The sequence below is a fragment of the Chlorogloeopsis sp. ULAP01 genome, assembly GCF_030381805.1.
Taxonomy (GTDB): Bacteria; Cyanobacteriota; Cyanobacteriia; order Cyanobacteriales; family Nostocaceae; genus Chlorogloeopsis.
In genome coordinates this window covers 1-17509 of sequence record NZ_JAUDRH010000024.1, presented here as the reverse complement: position 1 = coordinate 17509, position 17509 = coordinate 1, and the positions used below count along the sequence as shown (strand labels likewise).

General features: G+C 43.7%; 12 protein-coding genes and 1 pseudogene. 5 read left to right on the top strand and 8 right to left on the bottom strand.

Annotation, left to right across the window (positions count from 1 at the left end; translation table 11 throughout):
* Positions 1-71 precede the first annotated feature (71 nt).
* A complete protein-coding gene (locus QUB80_RS33480) occupies positions 72-263 on the top strand; it encodes a hypothetical protein (RefSeq protein WP_289793777.1) in 192 nt (63 codons plus the stop codon).
* Between the two features lie 61 nt (positions 264-324).
* A pseudogene (locus QUB80_RS33475) lies at positions 325-594 on the top strand (type II toxin-antitoxin system PemK/MazF family toxin); the annotation flags it as partial.
* A 302-nt stretch (positions 595-896) separates the two neighbouring features.
* On the opposite strand, the gene QUB80_RS33470 reads toward QUB80_RS33475, so the two are convergent.
* The 3 genes from QUB80_RS33470 to QUB80_RS33460 form a co-directional block, all read right to left on the bottom strand.
* Positions 897-1085, bottom strand: a complete 189-nt coding sequence (locus QUB80_RS33470) for a type II toxin-antitoxin system RelE/ParE family toxin (RefSeq protein WP_289793776.1) — start codon at positions 1083-1085, stop codon at positions 897-899.
* Positions 1082-1300 carry a hypothetical protein gene (locus QUB80_RS33465; RefSeq protein ID WP_289793775.1) on the bottom strand — a complete coding sequence of 73 codons (219 nt, stop codon included), beginning with the start codon at positions 1298-1300 and terminating at the stop codon, positions 1082-1084. The genes QUB80_RS33470 and QUB80_RS33465 overlap by 4 nt, the downstream gene beginning before the upstream one ends.
* A gap of 65 nt (positions 1301-1365) precedes the next feature.
* Positions 1366-1491 carry a hypothetical protein gene (locus QUB80_RS33460; RefSeq protein WP_289793774.1) on the bottom strand — a complete coding sequence of 42 codons (126 nt, stop codon included), beginning with the start codon at positions 1489-1491 and terminating at the stop codon, positions 1366-1368.
* A 325-nt stretch (positions 1492-1816) separates the two neighbouring features.
* Here QUB80_RS33460 and QUB80_RS33455 point away from each other — a divergent pair, with 325 nt between their 5' ends.
* Entirely contained in the window at positions 1817-3307 is a 1491-nt protein-coding gene (locus QUB80_RS33455; RefSeq protein ID WP_289793773.1) for a site-2 protease family protein, read from the top strand.
* A 152-nt stretch (positions 3308-3459) separates the two neighbouring features.
* On the opposite strand, the gene QUB80_RS33450 is transcribed toward QUB80_RS33455, so the two are convergent.
* The gene (locus tag QUB80_RS33450) at positions 3460-4680 is read right to left on the bottom strand and encodes a glycoside hydrolase family 10-like protein (protein WP_289793772.1); all 1221 of its coding nucleotides are present in this window, start codon (positions 4678-4680) and stop codon (positions 3460-3462) included.
* A 691-nt stretch (positions 4681-5371) separates the two neighbouring features.
* Between QUB80_RS33450 and QUB80_RS33445 the strand changes: the two genes are divergently transcribed.
* Positions 5372-8566 carry a cation-translocating P-type ATPase gene (locus QUB80_RS33445; RefSeq protein WP_289793771.1) on the top strand — a complete coding sequence of 1065 codons (3195 nt, stop codon included), beginning with the start codon at positions 5372-5374 and terminating at the stop codon, positions 8564-8566.
* Positions 8567-8974: 408 nt separating this feature from the next.
* Here the strand turns inward: QUB80_RS33445 and QUB80_RS33440 are convergent, their stop codons facing one another.
* A complete protein-coding gene (locus tag QUB80_RS33440; RefSeq protein ID WP_289793770.1) occupies positions 8975-9196 on the bottom strand; it encodes a hypothetical protein in 222 nt (73 codons plus the stop codon).
* Positions 9197-9375: 179 nt separating this feature from the next.
* Here QUB80_RS33440 and metK point away from each other — a divergent pair, with 179 nt between their 5' ends.
* Positions 9376-10578, top strand: a complete 1203-nt coding sequence (metK, locus tag QUB80_RS33435; RefSeq protein ID WP_289793769.1) for a methionine adenosyltransferase — start codon at positions 9376-9378, stop codon at positions 10576-10578.
* 7 nt (positions 10579-10585) lie between these two features.
* Here metK and QUB80_RS33430 read toward each other — a convergent pair whose 3' ends face one another.
* From QUB80_RS33430 to QUB80_RS33420, 3 genes are all read right to left on the bottom strand, one after another.
* Positions 10586-10858: a hypothetical protein gene (locus QUB80_RS33430; RefSeq protein ID WP_289793768.1), complete on the bottom strand. Its 273-nt coding sequence runs from the start codon at positions 10856-10858 to the stop codon at positions 10586-10588.
* A gap of 55 nt (positions 10859-10913) precedes the next feature.
* Positions 10914-12251: a CheR family methyltransferase gene (locus QUB80_RS33425; RefSeq protein ID WP_289793767.1), complete on the bottom strand. Its 1338-nt coding sequence runs from the start codon at positions 12249-12251 to the stop codon at positions 10914-10916.
* Positions 12252-12549: 298 nt separating this feature from the next.
* Positions 12550-17274, bottom strand: a complete 4725-nt coding sequence (locus QUB80_RS33420) for an ATP-binding protein (protein ID WP_289793766.1) — start codon at positions 17272-17274, stop codon at positions 12550-12552.
* Positions 17275-17509 lie beyond the last annotated feature (235 nt).

Here is a 17509-nt window from a genome sequence, read left to right as displayed (position 1 = left end):
ATAACCATTTTGCCACCCAGCTTTTTCCAAATCTTTCATAATAGATGCATAACTTGATAGCAAGGATATGTATGGCTTCAACTCCGACTCCAAGTGTGGAAGAAATTAAAAATATGATTTTACAGTTACCGATAGAAGAACTTATGAGATTAATGGTTGCTATTGAAGAAAAACTCGAAACAGTCGCAATTATGCAACTAGCAGAGACAGGTTTTCAAGAATGGAACGATCCAGAGGAAGATATTTATAATGACGAAGCCTAAAGCATTAGAAATCTGACTAGTTCGTTTTCCTTTAAGTGATTTAACTTCTACTAAACTTAGACCAGCCCTTGTGATGGCAGCCCACCGAGAAGAATTTATTATTTTGGGTATTTTCTCAAAAATTCCCGCTAATGAGTTGCATGAAACTTGGGTATTGCTTGCAGATAATCATCCAGAGTTTGCACAAACAGGATTGAAAAAGACTTCTTTAATCAGAACCGATAAAATTGCTACTGTTAATGAGTTGGTTTTTCAAAGGCAGTTAGGTATTTTGCCATTAGATATATTAGTATCGGTACAAGCAGCTCTTAAAAAAGCTTTGAATCTTTAGTAGTAAAGATAAGTTGGATTGGGCGATCGCTTACTTAATTGATCTGAGTATGATCGCATTTACTCTCATACCCACAAACAAACACCAAGAGTGCTTTGCACAGCTACACGAGCAACAACCCCTAACTTTATCAGATAGCAATCACACACACTACTATAGAAAAACATTAGATGAAAAGTAAGATTAAGTAAAGTTGCTTCAATTGCTAATAAACTATTGTCATGGGAACCGAGAGTAAGTAATAATATTTCTTCCTCTCCCGAATCTGGGTTTTCAACAAATTCAAATAAAAGACGATGATCTTAATCTATCGAGCAAGACCATACTCCTTCTAAATCACCCTTTAATTTATGAGTACGCAAGCTTGAATCGAAAGGTTCTTCGACTAACAATTGTAATGCTTTTTCAATTTGGAAGCGCAATTGTGGATTTTTCTTCGTCAAACGTTTGAATTTACGTACAAAACCTGTACTCCAAACTAAATTTTTCACTTATCCAACTCCGCCATCAAATCAGCAACAGAACCGCGTTTGACATTACTTTGTTGGTAATCTTGCCTAGCTTGTGTAACTTCTTTTAATAGCTCATTCCGTCGCTGTTGACTCAAACGCTTACTAATAATATCAACAAGTATCGCTTGTTCTTCTGGGTCGAGCGCTTCCACAATATCAAGTGCTTGCTGAAGTGTTGATATTTTCTCTGCCATCGACTTTATATGTAATTTGAATAAGTAGATTATAGCTATAGTAGCCCAGGTATTACCCGATTTTTTCAAAAAGCTGGGTATCTTGCAGTGAAAGCGATCGCACATTTACCCCAACCACTCAAATATAATGCTGATGCACATCCCACTATTGACAAATAACCCACATAGGCAACCAATCTGCGTTTAGTCATCCGATATCTAAGACAGCCAGAATATCAAAACCTACAAACTGATTTTGCAGCATTTCGCAATACATAGGCAAAAATATTCAAGATATGCGCCCCTTACCTCCTCAGATGCGATCGCGTTCATCTTAAAATGTTGTGTGATGGAATTAGTCTCGCGCAGAGGCTTAGAGAATAAGAGTTTGAGATATCGCATTTTTGGGTTTCATACTCATATTCAGCAAAGCCCACCTTAAGGTATTGGGCCAGTTACAACCGTCGTTATAAATTATTAATATCTGTGAATACCTGACTTATTCAGGCTTGGTTGAACAAAGCAAAGGGTTTGGAGATGTTTACTACGTCAGAAACTCCTATAGTTGCGGCTATCGTGCTGGTCGCTTTTGGTATTTTAAGTTGGGGCTTTTATCGTGCCAGACCTTATGGCAAGTTGGGAATCTTAGCCTGGTTACAGTCAGTGGTATTGATAGCTCCCTGGCTGCTGTTCTTTGGCTTGTTTGCCACGGGAGTGTACATCAATATAGTTGGTATACTCTTTTTGTTAGTGTTTTCGGCTGGAATATATATTTATCTGGGCAGACAGCTGCGCCAGCTTGGACAAGATGAACTGCTAAGACAAAGGGCTACTGAGAAGCTAGCCGCAGCAGAAACTAGTGCCGCACAAGAAGTAAAACAGCCAACAGGAACAGTACAGCTACAGCCTGAGATTGTACCAATTCCTGAAGAGGACTTAAACGTTATTAAAAGTGTTTTCGGCATTGACACTTTTTTTGCCACAGAAACCATTGCCTACCAAGAAGGAGCCATTTTTAAAGGAAATCTACGCGGTGAAGCAGAAGTTGTTTACAAACGACTGACAGAAATTTTGCAGGAGCGTTTAGGTGATAAATATCGCTTATTTTTAGTGGAAAATACGGATGGGAAACCTGTGGTAATTGTTTTGCCCAGCCGCAATGATCCTCGTCCGATGACCTTAGCCCAAAAAGTTTTTGCGGTTATTCTTTTGGTAGCAACCATTGCTACAAGTTTAGAAGCTGCGGGAATACTACTGAATTTTGATTTTGTTGCCAATCCAGGCAGATTCGCCGAAGTTTTACCAATTGCTGCTGGGATAATAACAATTTTGGTAGCTCACGAAATCGGACATTGGGTATTTGCTCGTCGCCACCAAGTTCGCCTCAGTTGGCCGTACTTTCTCCCCGCCGTGCAAATTGGCTCTTTTGGTGCGATTACTCGGTTTGAGTCTCAAATACCCAACCGTAAGGTATTATTTGATATTGCCTTAGCAGGGCCAGCTGCTGGAGGAATTGTTTCTTTGTTGATGCTAGTAGCTGGATTACTACTTTCCCACTCAGGTAGTATGTTTCAATTACCAAATGAATTTTTCCAAGGTTCAATTTTGGTAGGAAGCTTGGCGCGAGTTGTCCTCGGTTCGGCTTTACAGTCACAAATAGTGGATGTGCATCCATTAGTGATTATTGGTTGGCTGGGGTTGGTAATCACAGCTTTAAACTTGATGCCCGCAGGACAACTGGATGGTGGGCGTATTGTCCAAGCAATTTATGGGCGCAAAACCGCAGGAAGAACTACATTCGCCACATTAATTTTGTTGGGATTAGTCGCTCTTGGCAATCCTTTGGCGATGTATTGGGTGATTGTAATTTTGTTTTTGCAACGTGGCTTAGAACGCCCCAGCTTAAATGAAATTACTGAACCAGATGATGCCCGCGCTGCTTTAGGTCTTTTGGCTTTATTCTTGATGATTGCCACTCTCCTACCCTTGACCCCAGGTTTGGCTGGAAGGTTGGGAATTGGAGGCTAACAGACACGGGGAATGAAGAGGACACGGGGACACGGGGAATCGTGAATCAGGTTCTCTCCCCTTATGTCCTTGTTTAATTGTCTCCTTGTCCTCATTTCTCTCCGCGTCACCGCGTCTTCCAGTCTCCGCGTCTCCCTATCTCCCCTCTAGTTTTACGGCTTCCACCCCACAAGCAAGTTTGGGTATGCTGTTGATGTAGGAAAGAGTTTTTGAAAGCCAGATTGACGTTTTTGCGTTGGTTCTTTAGTTAAGTTCCACAAAGTTTCGTAAAAAAAGAAGGATACTCCAGCGAAGTTGCGATCGCGTACTTTTTGTACTTGTTGTTCAATCTGATCCATTGATACATATTTGCGTTTTAAGCCCGTCAAAATGCCGATGCTAACGGGAATATGACGCTGTGCAGCTTTCACTTCCGGATACTGTAGTTCGTTGGTAAAGACTTTTAAGTCATCTCTATATACTTGTATAATCAAGTCTTCTACGATTCCCATCCTCTCCCATCTTTCCCAGTCGGCTAAAAAGAAGGAGTAAGAAAAGCGCTGGGGATTAGGTGAAACGGATACAATACAATTCTTTTTCGTGGCTTTGATCGCTGTAAATACCCGCTTCATAAAGTCGGTGATTTTGTTTGCTCGCCACCTCACCCATTCTGGATCTTGAGGATTTTTTGGTGGGGCTTTACCACGGTGTTCTTTTTTGTAAAGTGCCACCGTGTATGCGTCATATCCCAATTCTGAGGGTAAGCCGAAATGATCATCAAATTGAATGCCGTCGATGTCGTAGTTTCTAACTATTTCGACAATTAAATTTTGAATAAATTCTTGCACATCCGGACGAAAAGGACTAAGCCAAACTCTGTCATGAATGCCTTCTTTGACAATGCGAGTTCCGTTACTGCGCTGGGATAGCCATTGCGGATAACGTTTTGCCAATTGAGAGTCGGCAGGAGCCATAAAGCCAAATTCAAACCAGGGAATGACTTTTAAGCCTTGTTGATGCCCTACTTTAATCACCTCTTTGAGCATGTCTCGCCCTTGCAATCCTGGTTCTGGATCAAGCGATCGCCCCATTACTCTTTGTGCAACTTTGCTAGGATAGAGTGTCCAGCCCCAATTCCACACAGTAGGATAGACAACGTTAAAGTTCATCTGCTTAAGACGTTGCACGGCACTTTTGAGGCGATCGCTCTCAAACAACACATTGCTATCAATATTGGTTAACCATACTCCCCGTAACTCCGAGGTTGGCGATCGCGAAGGAATATTTTGAGCTTGTAGAGGAAAAGATAATAATACCGTTGCTGCTACTGAGAGAGCTATCACCAGAACGAAGAAAGCTATGTTATGTTTTTTGCTTCGCTTACTATCTCGCATAATCAGACTGACAAAATTTTTAAACTATTTTTAACCATTGAATATACAGATTATTTGTAGAAAATTTTACACCTTATCATGAGAAAAATTTAAGATAAAAGCGGCAAACTCAATATAAGTACTTAAACAAAATTAATTACATAATCTCTGCGCTGTTAAGAGTTCCCTTGCCTCCACCCGTTATTTTAATTTTGCCTAACCACTTATAACTACTGAGTGAATATACTGAGTGAAGAAATTTATCTAAAATTCAGTTCAGAGTCCTAATTTTGAAAACATACAACTCACACAAATTATTCCTGCTTTGGTGGAAGGTGCTTGGCAGGTAGGAGATTTTTAGACATGAAAATGAATTTGCAGGGAGCGATCGCACTCTCGCAAGCAGGCACTTTTCATTAACTGCATACAACTGGGCAGGGAACAGGGTACAGGTTACAGGAGAATTAAATTCATCTGTCTCCTGTCCCATATCCCCTATTACCTAACTTGCCATCTGCTTGCTTCCTACTTCTAATTAAGATTGTTTACATCAAAAAACTCGTTTACTCTAGCAAGCAACTCGATTTGTGTCAGCTTTTCCTGAAGGAATAAAGTTATTTAAAAATTTTTATTTGAGAGTAGTTTAAATCAAAAATTGCTACTACAATAATAAGTTCTGGGCCAATTAGTTTTTCCACAACTGAATGAAGAAATGAAACAAAACTGCAACATCTCCTGTCGCAGCAAGAATGCTATTGTTCGGACATTGCATACTGCTGTTCAAGGGAGGGCTAGGTATAAAATTAATGGGTTGCAAAGTTCGGAAGGACTTAAGAAATACCTAGAGTTGAGGTTGTCGGAACACAAAGGCATAACGCAAGTTAGCGCCAATTCTATCACAGGCAATGTTCTGGTATATTTTCAGCCAGAGCAGACTTGTTTGACGCTGGCTTCGTTAATTGAACGCCTGGTTTTAGAATATACAAAATACAGCCAGAACTCTATAGCCACAAGAACATCAAAAAAAGAAAAAAGACCACAAAAAAAAGCAAAAAATTCCAGCAAATCGATTGCTCGTCAAGAGAAAATAACTACAACTATTGATGTCCATGCGCAAGAAATTGCATCTTGGCATCTAAAAGAGTCTGATGAAGTTATTACTGAGTTAAAAACTTGTAAGGTATCAGGATTATCTAGTAAGTCAGCCACAGAAAAACTGAAAAAATACGGGACGAATACTTTACCGGAAGCAGTTCCTCGTTCCGGGCTAAGTATGTTTGTCGATCAATTTAAGTCATTGCCCGTAGGACTTTTGGCTGTAGCGGCTGGAGTTTCAGTTGCTACTGGTGGCTTGGTTGATGCTCTGGTGATTATGGGAGTTGTGGTTATAAATGCCGCGATTGGTTATGCCACAGAAAGTAATTCCGAGAAGATAATTCGCTCGTTGAAGAATCTGGTTAACCCAACGGCATATGTAATCAGAGATGGCAGCATCCAAGAAATCAGCGCCCCAGAAATTGCGATCGGAGATATTCTTATTCTCAAACCCGGTAGCTATGTACCAGCAGACGCCAGACTAATTGAGGCACACCGCCTGAGTGTAGATGAGTCGGCGCTCACGGGTGAGAGCATGCCTGTAACTAAGAGCGCTGCAATCCTGCGTGGCGAGCATGTTCCCTTAGGCGATCGCAAAAACATGGTTTACATGGGGACATTAGTCACCGGTGGGCAAGGAATTGCCGCAGTGGTGGCAACAGGAAAATACACGGAGATGGGCAAAATTCAAATGATGGTGGGTGAAGCCACCATGCCCGAAACTCCAATGGAAAAACAGCTAGATCAAGCTGGCAGCCAATTGGTAGTAATCTCAGGAGCAATTTGCGCCTTTGTCTTTGGCATCGGATTACTGCGCGGCAACGGTGTACTGCAAATGCTCAAGTCAACCATATCTTTGGCAGTAGCAGCAGTTCCTGAAGGTTTGCCTACAGTTGCCACTACAACTCTTGCTCTCGGCATTGCCAACATGAGGAAGCATAACGTCCTCATCCGCCGTCTGGATGCTGTAGAAACTCTTGGTTCCATCGAAACTATCTGCATGGATAAAACTGGAACCATCACTGCCAATCGCATGAAGGTTGTAGAGGTTTGTACAGACAGCAAATGCATCGAGGTATCTCATGACAAGTTGCTGTTAGAAGAACAGACAGTAAATCCTTATGAACACGAACAGCTCTTAAAACTGATTCATGTCTTAGTACTGTGCAACGAAAGTGAGGTAGATAAAGAACAAGAAAGCGATGAGTATGTTGTCAGAGGTTCTGCAACCGAGAACGCACTCATCGATTTAGCTATCACTTCTGGGGTGAATGTCACCAGTCTCAGGGCAAATTACCCGCGACTGAAAATCGCTCACCGTTCCCAAGAGCGCAACTACATGACAACACTGCACCTTACCCCTGACGAGCAAAAAAACCTCATTGCCGTCAAAGGAAGTCCGTCGGAAGTGTTAAGTCTATGTAGCGCTCAGATGAAGAACGGGCAGAAAGTGCCACTCACAGATGCAGATAGACTCGCCATCGAAAACCAGAACGAAGACATGGCAGGCAAGGCGCTGCGGGTGCTGGGAGTTGCTTACCAATTAGATGAATCAGAAGATATCCATTCTCGTGAAGATTTGATTTGGTTGGGAATAGTCGGCATGATCGATCCGATCAGAAATGGTGTGAAAGACTTGATGGGAGGTTTCCATCAAGCTGGCATCAATACGGTAATGATCACTGGCGATCAAAGCCCAACTGCCTATGCGATCGGCAAGCAATTGAATTTGAGCAAGGGCGAGCAACTGCAAATCCTTGATTCCACCCACCTCAACAACATTGAGCCAGAGGTGATGAAGGGACTATGCGATCGCGTTCATGTCTTTGCTCGGATTAGCCCTGCCAACAAATTGCAAATTGTCCAAGCCCTACAAAGTAGTGGCAAAGTTGTGGCAATGACAGGCGATGGCATTAATGATGCCCCTGCCTTAAAAGCTGCTGATGTCGGCATTGCCATGGGGCATACCGGCACAGATGTTGCACGTGAAGTTGCAGACGTGGTACTGGAAGATGACAACCTCGAAACCATGATTATTGCCGTCAGCCACGGACGGACAATCTATAACAACATCAGAAAATCTGTTCACTTCCTGCTGTCTACCAACACCAGCGAAATCATGGTGATGCTGGCAGCGACAACAGCCGGTATCGGGCATCCTCTGTCAGCCATACAGCTACTGTGGCTGAACTTAATTACAGATATTTTCCCAGCGCTGGCTTTGGCAATGGAAGCACCGGAACCAGATGTACTGAGTCAGCCACCCCGCGATCCGAATGAACCGATTATCAAGAGTTCTGACTTTAAGAGAATCATCATTGAGTCAGGGGCATTATCTGTCAGTGCTTTAGCAGCCTATTGGTACGGCATTAGACGTTACGGTATTGGGGCGCAGGCAAGTACCATCGGCTTCATGAGCTTGACAATGGCACAACTGCTGCACACCCTCAGCTGTCGATCGCAGACACACAGCATATTCAGCAAGGAGAAATTGCCGCCTAACAAATACTTGAATATTGCCCTGGGTGGCTCCTTTATCCTCCAGATCCTAGCTGCAACTATGCCAGGGCTGAAAGGCTTACTGCAAATCACACCAATCAATCTCATTGATGCTGCGGTAATTGGTAGTAGTGCTATACTTCCATTCTTAGTGAATGAAAGCAGAAAAGAAGTAACCAATAAGTATTTGCAAGGAGATAATCACAACTTCACTCGTTTACTTCCTGGCAGCAACGACGATGCTGTGAGCCAAACTTTGCAGGTAGAACAGCAACAAGTAGAACAACAAACTGCTGTTGCAATCTCTGTCTAATTCGTAAACGACGCCAGAACCCCGGCTTCTCGAAGAAGTCGGGGTTTTGAGTTATCTCACAAATCAAATAAAATTCTTAGATAAAATCCTGTTTAAAAAAATTCAAAACTTTCGCGTCAAAAATCATATTTAATTTAAAAAATACGCATATTACCCTTAATTTTGTAACAGGTTTATCCCCAAACTCCCATTGTGAGAGATGATTTATCAAGTAAACCTTTATCATGCGGTGCGTTACGACTAGTTCTCATTCTCTTAAACTCTCAAATCCTTGCATAGCCGTAACATACCATACTAGACTTTATCCCCCAACTCTTTTTATTAAAGAGACCAAAAATATAATTTATTCCTTCTGCCCTCTGCCTCCAGCATAGCTGCCTTTCTTCCGTCAAATAGATTTGCTATATTTTAGCTTTCACCAGGATTATCTACTTCTACAGGACTTGTGCAGCAGTAATGAAAAGCGTAGATGCGAAGCAACTTCCCGGAGGGTACCACAAATAACACATTAGACGCGTAGCGGCTACTTACCCTACGGGAAGCCGGGCAAAGCCCGTCTACAGAAGCCACTACTCTACGAGAAGCCGGACTACGTCCGTCTACGTGTCTACCCGTAAGGGTAGAACACAAAGAACACGTTCGCCAAAGGCGTTATTGAAGGGTAGAAATAAGAGTTTGAGAGAGTTTTTGCATAAGTCCTGTTCTAATTACAGCAACAATAAAGTAAATAGCTAATAAGCTGACTTTGCTGAAATTTTGATACTAACAAAATTAGTGTTGATTTCAAATTCAAACCAAATAAATTAAATATGAAAAAAGATTTCATGTTTAGCTCTGAGTCTGTCACTGAAGGGCATCCGGATAAACTTTGTGACCAAATTAGTGATGCAATTGTAGATAAATTCCTCCAGAAAGATCCTTATTCTAGAGTCATTGCTGAATGTGCTGTTGCTACGGCAATTGTTTTCATTGCTGCTAGATTTGAATCTGATGCAATCGTAGATTTTACGAAAACAGCTAGACAGGTAATTAAACAGGTTGGTTATGATGAACCCGATTTTAATGCTAAAACCTGTAGTATTGTCACTAGTGTGAAAGAATTGCTATCTCATGATTATCGTTATTGGGACGCCAAAAGACTATCAGACGATGAAATGGAGTTAATTCCTGTTAAAGATCAGGTGACAGTCTTTGGTTTTGCTTGCAATCAAACTCCTGCTTTCATACCACTGCCAATTTGGTTGGCACATCAGTTAGCAAGGCGATTAACTGCTGTGCGTCAGGAGAAAATTTTGCCATACATTAGACCAGATGGCAAAACTCAAGTTGGCATTGAATATCGCGATCGCAAGCCTTATAGAATCCACAGTATCTCAATTCTGGCAAGTCACAATCAGCAGTCAGAATCAAATTTTGGCAATGTGAATAAACTCCAAGAGGAGATTAAAGAGATAATCATCGATTATGTCTTAAAAGATAATGAATGTAAGCCTGATGACAAGACTAGAATTTTAATCGATTTTGATGAACCTTTTTCAATTGGTGGCCCTTCCGTACATTCGGGGTTAACTGGCAGGAAAAATGCCATAGATACTTACGGGGGGTATTCACGCCATAGTGGCGCGGCTTTAAGCGGTAAAGATCCGACGCGGATAGATAGAGTTGGTGCTTATGCTGCACGATATGCAGCCAAAAATGTTGTTGCGGCTGGTTTGGCGGAAGAATGTGAAGTGCAGCTAACCTATTCTATCGGAGTTGCCAGACCTGTTAGCATTCAAGTAGAAACCTTTGGCACCGGCAAAATTTCTGATGAAGAAATCACAAAACTCCTGGAAAAGCATTTTGATTTTCGTCTTGCAGGAATTATTAAGAAGTTTAATTTGAGACTACTGCCTACAATTGTCAAAGGTGGGTTTTACAGAAAACTAGCTGTTTACGGACACGTGGGTAGACTGGATTTAGGAATTATACCTTGGGAAGAAACGGATATGGTTGCAGCTTTGTTGGGGTGAATAATGTTTAATTTTCCCGCAAACGTATAACAGCATCTGGACGGTGTTGCATCTGCCGATTTCTCCTCTCAAACTCTGCCAAATATCGTCTACTAAATCTCTTTAATGCTTGTGTTTCTCTTACTTTCCGCTCAATATCTGCATTAAACTTCTTTCTATTTTGATCTAGTTTCTGCCTAGTTGTTGGTGATAGGCGATCGCTTGGCTGGGTTTGTCGTGCTAAAGCAGTAGCAGGTGTATAAACTAGAACTATTACTAAGAGTACTGTTGCTAACTTCATATGCGTCCACCTCATAAACGATGGCTGCCTTAAATTTAGTGTATATTTTTTAGCTCTAGAGTTTAGAATGTAGCATTTCTCTTGTTAACTGTAGTTCCTGAGTTACCCTTGCAAGAGTTGAATTTAAGCGTTCAACTTCGCCCTTGAGGTACATATACTGTGTGGCATCAATAAAAGTGAGGTTTGTGCCTAAGAGCTTACCACTCGAATATGATATTGGTGTGATGTGGATGTCTAGATAAGTTGTGCCATTATCAGTTACCCACTTTATATTTTTGAGGCTGAACGGGCGGCGATCGTGATTTAACTGCCTGAGCAAAGTCAATGGATTTACAACTTGCCCTATCTCTAGATCTCGCACAGGCGCACCTATATCATTATTTTGTAACCTAAACAGGTCAAAAGCCCGTTCGTTTACCAATAACAGAGAGCCACTTCTATCCACTACTATCTGTGCTAAAGGACTTATCTCAAAGGTTTTTTGCCAAATATGAATGTAATTATCTAAAGGATTAACTGCTTTCTTGTCGCAAGTCTGGGGTAGGAGCAGTAAGTGCTCATTTAAACCGAGCTTTTGGTCTTTACTTTTAGTAAAAATACGATGCTTGAGACTGACAGGGATGAAAATTTGTTTTTGGTTAGTCAAGCTTTCTGAGTTGCCCAAAAACAGAAAGCCTTTATCTGTTAATACAAAATGAAAGCGAACAAAAATACTTGCTTGAGTCTCGCGTTGAAAATATATTAGCACATTGCGGCACACAAGCAGGTCAATTTTAGACATGGGCGCATCAACAGCCAAGTTATGGCGACCAAATATAATTGAGCGACGCAGTTGAGAACAAAAAACGTAGCCCTGCTCGGTTTGCTCAAAGTACTTAGACAGTAGCTGACTTGGAATGCCTGCTACCTCATTGTTTTTATAACTACCTTGCCATGCTTGCTTGAGTGCATCTTTATCTACATCCGTAGCGAACATTTGCACTCTTTGCAAATATTGCTCGATGCCTAAAATCTCTGCTAGCAACATTACAAGTGTATAAACTTCTTCTCCAGAAGCACAACCAGCACTCCAAACTCTGATTCGTTCCTGCGGCTGCTTGGTTGTGATGATTTGAGGAATGATTTGATTGGCTAAATAATCCCAAGCATCGCGATCGCGAAAAAAGCCAGAGAAATTGATCAATACTGTATTAAGCAGGGGAGTGCACTCTTGGGGATCAGCCTTTAGGTATTGCAAGTAGCTTATATAGTTCTCTATTCCTAACTGTTGCATTCGGCGTTGGAACCGACGCATCAAAGAATCACGTTTATTACCTGTCAGATCGCAACCACAGTTTTGCTTCAGATAATGCAACAAAGCTTCAAAATCTGGGTTCTCATCTGATGTAGTCATGTTAAAGCCTGGTGTAATTATTCAATACGCTCAATGTGTAATTAGAAGTTGACATCCTGTATTTATCGTTGCATAGAGGCAAAATTACTCTTTGCTTATGCCGCAGGCGTTCGTGTTTTTACAACACACCAAATCTTTGACATATCATTGATTTTCATGATTCACACCAGATGTTAGATGATTTGATTATTTAAGCGTTCGTATTATTAAAAAATGTCTCCTGGAATGTTTAAGTGCAAGACGCTTGTTATAATGCTTTTCCTGAGATTAAATTATATTTATTCTAATTAAATCTATCTTATAGACTAACACCAACGAGTGGTAGGTTGACGGTAAAGGTTGCACCCCCTCCAACTCCAGGGCTTTCGGCGATGATGGTACCACCGTGGAGTTCTACTAAGTGATGGGCGATCGCAAGTCCTAATCCTAATCCACCTTTCGAGTGTGAGCTTTCAGATTGACAAAAAATATCAAAAACATGGGGTAAAAACTCGGCACTGATACCTTTGCCATTGTCACTCACCACGATTTGGGCTTGATTTTGTAAAATGTGAAGACGAACTTCTATTCTTCCTCCCTGAGGAGTAAATTTAATAGCATTAGTAAGTAAATTTAAGACTATTTGCTGTAAACGCTCTGGATCGCCCTGAACTGTGATTGATAAAGGCTCACATATACACTCTAGGCAAATTTCTTTTGTTTCCAAGGATTGACGCACAGTAGCGATCGCATGCCCTACTATAGATTCTAGAGCCACACACTGGAGATCAAGATTAGTTTTGCCCGCAGTAATCCTTGAGATATCCAGTAAATCCCGGATCAGTTTAGCTTGCACAGTGGCATTACGCTCGATTGTCTCTAGGGCTTTCATCAACATGGTTGGATTGGGCGTACTACTACGGAGTAAGCGTGTCCAACCAAGAATGGCAACTAAGGGGGCATTTAGTTCGTGGGAAACTTCTGCTAGTAACTTATCCTTCATGCGGCTAGTTGTTCTCTCCTGGTGGAGTGCTTCAGAACGCAGTTGCCCCATTTGGAGATGGGTATTCACACGGGTGATAAGCTCTTGAGCAGAAAAGGGTTTAATTAGGTAATCGTCAGCCCCAGCTTGGAGTCCTTCAATTACAGACTCTTCTCCGGCACGGGCAGAAAGTAAAATAATGGGTATTTCTTTTGTCCGCGCATCAGCTCGCAATGCTTTAAGTAAGCCAAAACCGTCCATCTGGGGCATCATCACATCAGAAAGTACCAGATCCGGCACTCGTTCAGTAACAATTGCCAGTGCAACCGCTCCATCCGCAACGGCTTCAACTTCAACGTATTCGCTTAAAATCCGCATCAGGTAATCGCGCATATCGGCATTGTCATCGACAATGAGGATACGGGGGATTGGGGAGCCAGCCACGTGCGGGGGTTTCCCCCGTTGAGTGGACTGGCGTGATTGGGAATTGGGTACTGGGGATTGGGTATTGGTTATTCCCCTTGTCTCCTTATCCCTAGTCCCTTCTTCCGGCAACCATCGCTGTGCCTCCTGAACATAAGGTGCAGCACCTGATGCTGTTGACGTCAGCGTGCGTGTAGCTTGGATGCGTTCGCTTGGCAGGTGGGCTGTCCCTAATGGAATTGTGACTGTAAAACAGCTTCCTTGCCCTACGGTACTGCTTACATCTACAGTTCCACCATGCAGTTTAATTAATTCCTGCACCAAAGCTAAACCAATGCCAGATCCTTCATAAGTTCTTGCTTTTGTCCCACGCACTTGATAAAATCGCTCAAACAGATGGGGTAGTTCCGATGGCTTAATCCCGGTGCCTGTATCTTCTACCTGTAGCGTCACATGATGGTCATCGGCAAGATGTAGCCTAACGGCAATTTCGCCTTCAAAGGTGAACTTAAAGGCGTTGGAGAGCAAGTTAAGGACAATTTTCTCCCACATTTCCTGGTCTACGTATACAGGCTCACTCATTGGTGGGCAATCGACCACTAGGCGCAGCCCAGCCTGTTCTATGGCGGAACGAAATACGCTTGCTAACTCAGCCGTGAACATTGCCAAGTCGGTTGGTTTATAAAGTGCTTCTATGCGTCCAGCTTCGATGCGGGAGAAGTCGAGCAGCGTATTCACCAATTTCAGCAAACGCAAGCTGTTGCGATGGGCAAGTTCTAACCGTTCCCGTTGTTCTTGAGGCAGGAGATTGACCGAATCGCTCAAGGCATCTTGCAGGGGAGCTAGTATCAGTGTTAGCGGCGTGCGAAATTCGTGGGACACGTTGCTGAAGAACAAGGTTTTAGCGCGATCAAGTTCTGCCAGAGATTCGGCGCGTTGGCGTTCTTCTTCGCGGGCGGCTTGTTCTCGAATCCGCTGGATTTCCGATTCGCGCAAGGCATCTTCGGCACGATCGCGTTCGATCGCCGCCCAGATGCGTTCGGCGGTTTCGCGCACGAGTTCAACTTCCGCCGCCAACCACTGTCGCGGCGCGGATTCGGTAACGCAGAGCGCGCCTACCAACGTGCCTGCTTTGACGAGCGGTGTGGAGATATGCGCGGTAATCCTGACAGTTGCCATCGCCTTGCAGTCGGCTTCGGGAACGATGTCCGAGTTTTCCGCATCCGCGACGATGATAGTTTCGCCCCTTTGGAGGAGCGGCACAATCCAGCCATAATCCGCTAACCGAAAAACGCCGACGAGCGAAGGCGAGTCACCGCGCAAATAGTCTTGATTGACACGCGCGTAACTCTCCGCTTCGTTGACTTCCACGTAGTAAGCGCGGTCAACACCCAAATGCTCGCCCAAAAGTCGGCACGCTTCTGCCTGAATTTGAATCGGGTCGTGAAGTGATCGCAGTGCATCCGACAACTTGACCCTAAAGGCATCCATTTCAGCCGCCCGACGCAGTTTTTCTTCCGCCTGTTTACGCTCTGTGATATCAGAAAATACGATCGCCAGTTGTTTGTTTTGAGGATCGCCATACCGATACGCTGCCACTTGGAAGTATCGTCCCATATCGGCTGACTGAATTTCAAACTCGATTGGTTCCCCCGTTCCCAAAACCGTTTCATAGTTTGTGAGAAACTCAGCTTCTAGATTAGGCAAAAAATCACGGGCGGTTTTGCCGATCGCGTGCTTGAATCCGCTTTGAGTCTCAAATGCGGGATTGACTTCTAGAAAACGGTAATCGATTGGCTGTCCATTGTCATACAGCATTTCGATCAAGCAAAAGCCATCGTTGACATTCTCGAATAGCGATCGATATTTTTCCTCCGAGGCGCGTAAGGCTGCTTCGGTTTGCTTACGAGCGGTTATATCACTGCCAGTGCCAAACCATTCGATGATGTCTCCCTGTTCATTCAGCATTGGAATGGCACGCGAGAAGACCCAGCCGATCGTGCCGTCTTGTCGAATCACCCGATGCTCTAACTCAAAGGTCGTCTTAGTGCGGATGGCGGCTTCAATTGCCGCCCATACCAGCGACTGCTCTGCTGGAGGAATATAGGTTTCAATCCAAGTCTGGCTTGGCACTTCGGTGTTGATGAGGATCTTCTTCCCTTCGAGGTTCCGCATCTCACGCCAATCGGCACTCATGCGGTACACCATGTCCGAGCTTGCCATCACAAAGGCGCGAAATCGTTCTTCGCTCTCACGTAACGTTGCTTCAGCCCGTTTGCGATCAGTAATGTCATAAGAAACTGCCAGCACCGCATATATTTCCCCATTTTCAGCCCGAAGCGGCGTTCCCCGTGAGATGTAAGTGCGATCGTGGGCATGGTGTTCATGCTCGAACGGCTCACCTGCAAGGGCTTTCCGGTACATAGGCTCGTAATATGTCGCTAATTCGGATGGCAGCACCTCGAAAATCGTATGCCCAAAGAGATCTTCCGGTTGGAATCCGGCAATTGCCAATGCTTCTCCTTCAGCCAGCAAATAACGCAGATCGCGGTCAACGACAAACACCGCTCCACCTGGCAGATTTTCAATCATCGCCCGCAAGCATTCTTCCGATTCGCGCAATTGTTCGATCGCTGTACGCTGTTCCTGAATGTCGATAGCGGCTCCAAACCAGATGATGCGTCCGTTCGGCTTATTTACAGGCTGTGCCTGCACCAGAAACCAGCGATAGTTGCCATCCGTGCCTTTGATGCGGTGTTCCTGTCGCAGGGGACGGCATTCTTTTACAGCATTATGAAAGTTGGCAAAACAAGAAGCGCGATCACTCGGATGAATTGCTTCTAACCAGCCATCCCCCTGTGCTTCTTCGAGGGTTTGCCCAGTGTAGTCCAACCAGCGTTTGTTGTACCAGATTGCTTTGCCATCAAGATCGTTGCGCCAGAGCAGATCGGGAACTAAATCGGCGATCGCTCGAAAGTATGCCTCATTTTCCCGCGCTGACTCCTCGATCAGTTTGCGTTCTTCGATCTCAGTTTCTAGTCGGATATTCGCTGCCAGTAATTCCTGAGTCTGCCGTTGATTTACTAGCACTGCTGCTGCCGTAAAGTCCGCCAAACTCGTCATCACCCGCACATCTTCACTATCAAAATGCCGCTGTTCGTCATGCGATAAAATCCAGATAGTACCCAAAGCATGGTTATCTGCAATTAGCGGCAATACTAACCCTTCAACAATGGGAGTGTTTGCTGCCTGTAAATAAGTAAAATACCGTTCGGGATACTGATAAAGTTGCGGTGTACCACGTTCAAGACAAGTACCACAGGGACTAAAGTTGCGGGGTGTAGTGCCGCCAACGTACTGTGCTAATGCTCCTGCCAATACATTCCAGCGAAAGAATTCTTCACCAGTGGGTGTTATCTCTAATAAACTCACCCCTGCTGTTCCTGCGATGCATAAATCTAGTGCTATGTCAACTAAAGTTTGAAGGATTGTTTGGGGCTGATTTACCAACTGCCGCGCCAACGCGTGCAATGCCTGATTTTCTTTTAGTAAATTTGCCGAACGAGGATTTCGACGGGATAACTCCTCGGTGATTAAAATGTCTTCTAGTGTGACTATTTTACTTTGAGGTCGTTGCATAGCACTAAAGGCTTTGGCTATTTGGCAATAATTTTATTCGTCGGCAATTGAAACGATTTTAATTTCTGTTACGCGATGCATGGGTTTTGTAGTTTTTTCAGTGGTTACAAATTCCTCTGCATCAGCAGAGAGCGCAGCCGCGATGTGATACCATTTCACTTTTTGAGTGATTCATATTCAACCCCTCCCAACCTCCCCTTAGTAAGGGGAGGTGCCGTAGGCGGTGGGGTACATC